6 protein-coding genes are annotated in these 4276 nt (G+C 71.5%); 2 read left to right on the plus strand and 4 right to left on the minus strand.

The genetic code is table 11. From position 1 onward, the window contains the following. Nucleotides 1-213: 213 nt before the first annotated feature. Nucleotides 214-1167: an L-lactate dehydrogenase gene (locus G6030_RS13935; RefSeq protein WP_182643540.1), complete on the plus strand. Its 954-nt coding sequence runs from the start codon at nucleotides 214-216 to the stop codon at nucleotides 1165-1167. A 2-nt stretch (nucleotides 1168-1169) separates the two neighbouring features. Here G6030_RS13935 and G6030_RS13940 read toward each other — a convergent pair whose 3' ends face one another. Further along, nucleotides 1170-1316, minus strand: coding sequence for a hypothetical protein (locus tag G6030_RS13940; protein ID WP_007630246.1), 147 nt, complete (start codon nucleotides 1314-1316; stop codon nucleotides 1170-1172). Between the two features lie 124 nt (nucleotides 1317-1440). On the opposite strand from G6030_RS13940, the gene G6030_RS13945 reads away from it, so the two are divergent. After that, nucleotides 1441-1842, plus strand: a complete 402-nt coding sequence (locus tag G6030_RS13945; RefSeq protein WP_182643541.1) for a DUF6157 family protein — start codon at nucleotides 1441-1443, stop codon at nucleotides 1840-1842. A 30-nt stretch (nucleotides 1843-1872) separates the two neighbouring features. Here the strand turns inward: G6030_RS13945 and G6030_RS13950 are convergent, their stop codons facing one another. The 3 genes from G6030_RS13950 to G6030_RS13960 form a co-directional block, all read right to left on the minus strand. Next, a complete protein-coding gene (locus G6030_RS13950) occupies nucleotides 1873-2499 on the minus strand; it encodes a GDSL-type esterase/lipase family protein (RefSeq protein WP_182643542.1) in 627 nt (208 codons plus the stop codon). 40 nt (nucleotides 2500-2539) lie between these two features. Then, nucleotides 2540-3241 (minus strand): response regulator transcription factor, encoded by a 702-nt coding sequence (locus tag G6030_RS13955; protein ID WP_061229082.1) that lies wholly within the window; start codon nucleotides 3239-3241, stop codon nucleotides 2540-2542. Then, nucleotides 3238-4276, minus strand: a 1039-nt coding sequence (locus G6030_RS13960) for an ATP-binding protein (RefSeq protein WP_241724366.1), incomplete at its 5' end; no start/stop codon positions are given. The genes G6030_RS13960 and G6030_RS13955, both read right to left, overlap by 4 nt.

Consider the following 4276-nt stretch of genomic DNA (forward strand, 5'->3'; position numbering starts at 1 on the left):
GCGTCCACTACCATCATCAGAACCTCCCGTCACGCGCGACACGCCGTCGAGCACGTAATCGAACTATTTTTCGATCACGGGAACAGTGAACACCACGGGTACGACACCGCGCAAGAACACCTGTTCGAGACGGGTTCTCCTCGTCGTCGTCACCCCGGTTGACCACCACGACGCCACCCGCCCTGTCGTACCCGGGGTCTACCCTCGGTGACCATGAAGGCCTCCATCGGGAACCGCATCGTGCTCATCGGCGCCGGCGACGTCGGTATCGCCTACGCCTACGCGCTGGTCAACCAGGGCCTGGCCGACCACCTGGCCATCATCGACATCGACCGCGACAAGCTCGTGGGCGAGGTCATGGACCTCAACCACGGCGTCGTGTGGGCGCCCTCCCCCACCCTCGTCACCGAGGGCACCTACGCCGACTGCACCGACGCCACCATGGTCGTCATCTGCGCCGGGGCCGCGCAGAAGCCCGGCGAGACCCGACTCGACCTGGTGGGCAGGAACATGGCGCTGTTCGAGCGGATCGTCGGCGACGTCATGGCGACCGGATTCGACGGCATCCTGCTGGTGGCCACCAACCCCGTCGACATCCTCACCCAGGCCACCTGGCGCTACTCGGGGCTCCCGTCAGCGCAGGTGATCGGGTCCGGGACGATCCTCGACTCCGCGCGATTCCGGTTCATGCTGGGCGAGTACTACGACGTCGCCCCCATGAGCGTGCACGCCTCGATCATCGGCGAACACGGCGACTCCGAACTGCCGGTCTTCTCCTCCGCCAACGTCTCCGGGGTGCCGCTGCGCCGCGACCTGGAGGGCGACCCCGCCACGCGGGAACGGCTCACGCGGATCTTCGACGAGACCCGGGACGCCGCCTACCGGATCATCGATTCGAAGGGCTCCACCAGCTACGGCATCGGCATGGGCCTGGCCCGCATCACCCGCGCCGTGCTGCGCAACGAACAGGTCTCCCTACCTGTGTCCACCCTGCTGCGGGGCGAGTACGGCGAGGACGGGATCTTCATCGGGGTACCCGCCGTGATCGGACGGACCGGAGTGCACCGGGTGGTGGAGCTGGAGCTCGACACCACCGAGCGCGAACAGTTCGCCCGCAGCGCGAGCGCGCTGCGGGCGGTGTCCGAACAGTTCGAGATCCTGAGATGAGCTCAGGGAGCCCCGGGGGGATCGCTGGCCGGGAAGGACTCGTCGCCCCACTCGTCGGCGAGGTCGTCCTTCGAATCCGGACGGTTGTCCCTCTCGTCCTTCTCGTCGGACTTGTCGTCGTTGTGGTCAGAGTTCTGCGGGTTGGACATGCAACAATCTCCTCCCGCCGTACCGGGCGTACGGCGAGACTCACGTTACCGGACACCCCGTCCGGCACGACCGCACAGCACCGCACGGCGCCGGATGCCGGGCGACGAGGGCCGGAGGCTCGCCATGCACACCACCAACTACACCGACACGCTCATCCTGCCCGCCCCCGACACCCGGGCGGAGACCGCGACCGCCCCGCCCGCCGGGAAGGGCACGGTCGCCGAACTGCAGTACGAGCGGCTCGCGGGCACGGACTACACGTGGACGAGCGACGACCTGCTGTTCGACGTGCACTGCGCGCGCAAGGGGATCCCGGAGAGCGACCGCGCCGCCGAACGCGAACGGTTCTTCGGCAAGGGCCAACCCTGCCTGCGTACCTCTCCCCTGGCCAAGACCTACGGATGGGCCCTGCACTTCGACGCCGACGGGCGGATCGCGCTCCTACCCATGGACTCGCACCGCGTGGCCGAACTCGAGGCCGACCCGACCGTCACCGTCAGACGCGCCATGAAGAGCTCCCGCTAGCGACCCGGCGCCACGCCGGGAGGCCCGGCCCTAGGTCTGGTAGCCCGGTTCGGCGTCGGGTAGCGAACCCAGCCACGCGAGCGCCGGGCCGACGATGACGTCCGCGAACTGCTCGTACCCGCCGGAGCCGGGATGGGCCCCGTCACCGGCGGCGACCTCGCGCATCCACGCCCCACCCGCCAGCAGCACGTCGAACGTCGGCACGAACGGCACGCGGGCCTCGTCGCACACCGCGGCCATCGCCTCGGCGCGGGCGGCGATCCGCTCGTTGACCTCGTCCCACACGACCGGCGGCGGACCCACCACGAGGAACCGCCCGCGGGGAGCCCGATCGATCATCCCGCGCAACGCCGCGACCGTGCCCGCCTCGTCGACGCGCATCTCGCCCTCGACCTCCATGACGTCGTTGACGCCGAACTCCGCGATCACCGCGGTGGTCGGGAACGCCGCCCGCCGACGGTCCACCTCGTCCCAGCGGGCCAGGATCATCTCGGACGTGTCCCCGCCGATCCCCGCGACGGTGGCGTGCAGGTGCAGCCCCTCGCGGGCACCCGCCTCCACCAGGTGCGCGGTCCAGCCGCGGCCCGTCTCGTCGCCGTATCCGGCCACGAACGAATCACCGATGAAGCAGACGGGCAGGTCACGCGGTTCGCTCATGCCGTCACCGTATCGCCCGCGCGGCGGCCGCGGCGGGGGCTCAGTCCAGGTGCCGCGACTGCGCCCAGCGGGTCAGGGCGTGCCGGTTGGACTGCTGCGTCTTGCGCAGGACGTTGGAGGCGTGGGTCTCCACGGTCTTGACCGAGATGAACAGCTCCTCGGCGATCTCCCGGTAGGTGTACCCGCGGGCCAGCAGCCGCAGGACCTCCTTCTCGCGCGGGGTGAGCGAGTCGACCTCGGGATCGTGGACGGGTTCGCCGCGCTCCTCGGGGCCGGGCGCGGCGCGGGCGAAGGCGTCCAGCACGAACCCGGCCAGACGCGGGGAGAACACGGCGTCCCCGTCGGCCACCCGGCGGACCGCGTCCGCGAGGTCATCGCCGGTGATGGTCTTGGTGACGTAGCCGCGGGCGCCGGCCCGGATCACGGCGATCACGTCCTCGGCGGCGTCGGAGACGCTCAGCGCGAGGAAGGTCGGCTCCGGGGCGCGAGCGGGGTCGGCGACGCCCCCCGGGTCCGCGCCGAGCACCGACCGCAGCACGGCCACGCCGCCACCGTCGGGCATGTGCACGTCGAGCAGCACCACGTCGGGGCGCACCCGACCGATTCCGGCGACGGCCTCGCCCACCGACCCGGCCTCGCCGACCACCTCGATCGCCGACTGCCCGGCAAGTTCGGCGCGGACACCGCTGCGGAACACCGCATGGTCGTCCACGAGGAACACACGACACGGCCCGTCCGTCATTCGCCCTCCAGCGGCATCTCGATCCCGATCTCGGTCCCGCGCCCGAGCGTACTGCGCACCCGCACGGTTCCCCCGCGACTCTCCACGCGGTGTCGGATGGACTGCGCCAGGCCGTGCCGGTCACCGTCCACGGCGTCGGGGTCGAAGCCCCGGCCGCGGTCGCGGACGAACGCGCTGAGGACGCGGCCGTCGTTCTCGACGAACACGTCGGCGGTGTCGACGCCGGCGTGTTTGGCGACGTTGACCAGTGCTTCGCGGACGGCGCCCAGCACGGCGTCCTCGGCATCGCCGACCGGGCCGTCGCCGCCCACCACGACCTGGTCGACCCGCAGGCCGTAGACGTCCTCGACATCGCCGATCATCACCTCGACCGCCCCGGCCACCGTCGCGGCGCCGGAGGACATCCGGGAACCGGCGCCGAACAGCCACTGCCGCAGTTCACGTTCCTGTCGGCGGGCGAGGCGCGCCACCTGCGTGGGGTCGTCGGAGCGCTTCTGGATGAGGGCCAGGGTCTGTAGGACGGAGTCGTGCAGGTGGGAGGCGATGTCGCTGCGTTCGGCCTCGCGGATCCGCGCCGCGCGTTCCTCCTCGAGCGACCGCCACAGGCGCAGGCCCACGGGGACGCTGAGGAGCCCCACGCCGACGAGCGTCGCCACGACCGCCAGGAGGGACGACCGCAGGGCGGCGAGCTCGACCTGGCCGAGCACGACGACAGCGAGGCCGACGACGACGAGGGTGGCCCCTGCCGTGACCCTGGCCCAGTCGAAGACGGACCGGGGAGACCCTCTTCCGCCGCCGTCGTACTGCTGCCAGACCAGTCCGGCACCCAGGGCCACGATCACGACGGGCACGATGACGTGCAGTCCCGTCGCGGTGGTCACCATGAACGACAGCACCGAACCCACGACCCCCAGGACGGCCAGCGCCACGCCGCGTCGGCGCTCACGCGGGTCCGGGGCCGCCGGCCCCGAGGACGCGGGGGTCGACGGGGTGGCGGAGGTCGACGGCGCGTGGGTCGATGGGGCGGCGGAGGTC

The organism is Dietzia sp. E1 (assembly GCF_014145015.1).
Taxonomy (GTDB): domain Bacteria; phylum Actinomycetota; class Actinomycetes; order Mycobacteriales; family Mycobacteriaceae; genus Dietzia; species Dietzia cinnamea_A.

Excerpts from the sequence above, each read along its gene's own strand:
- G6030_RS13950 (WP_182643542.1), bottom strand. The coding sequence starts at position 2,499 with ATGAGCGAACCGCGTGACCTGCCCGTCTGCTTCATCGGTGATTCGTTC.
- G6030_RS13940 (WP_007630246.1), bottom strand. The coding sequence starts at position 1,316 with ATGTCCAACCCGCAGAACTCTGACCACAACGACGACAAGTCCGACGAG.
- G6030_RS13945 (WP_182643541.1), top strand. The coding sequence starts at position 1,441 with ATGCACACCACCAACTACACCGACACGCTCATCCTGCCCGCCCCCGAC.
- G6030_RS13955 (WP_061229082.1), bottom strand. The coding sequence starts at position 3,241 with ATGACGGACGGGCCGTGTCGTGTGTTCCTCGTGGACGACCATGCGGTG.
- G6030_RS13935 (WP_182643540.1), top strand. The coding sequence starts at position 214 with ATGAAGGCCTCCATCGGGAACCGCATCGTGCTCATCGGCGCCGGCGAC.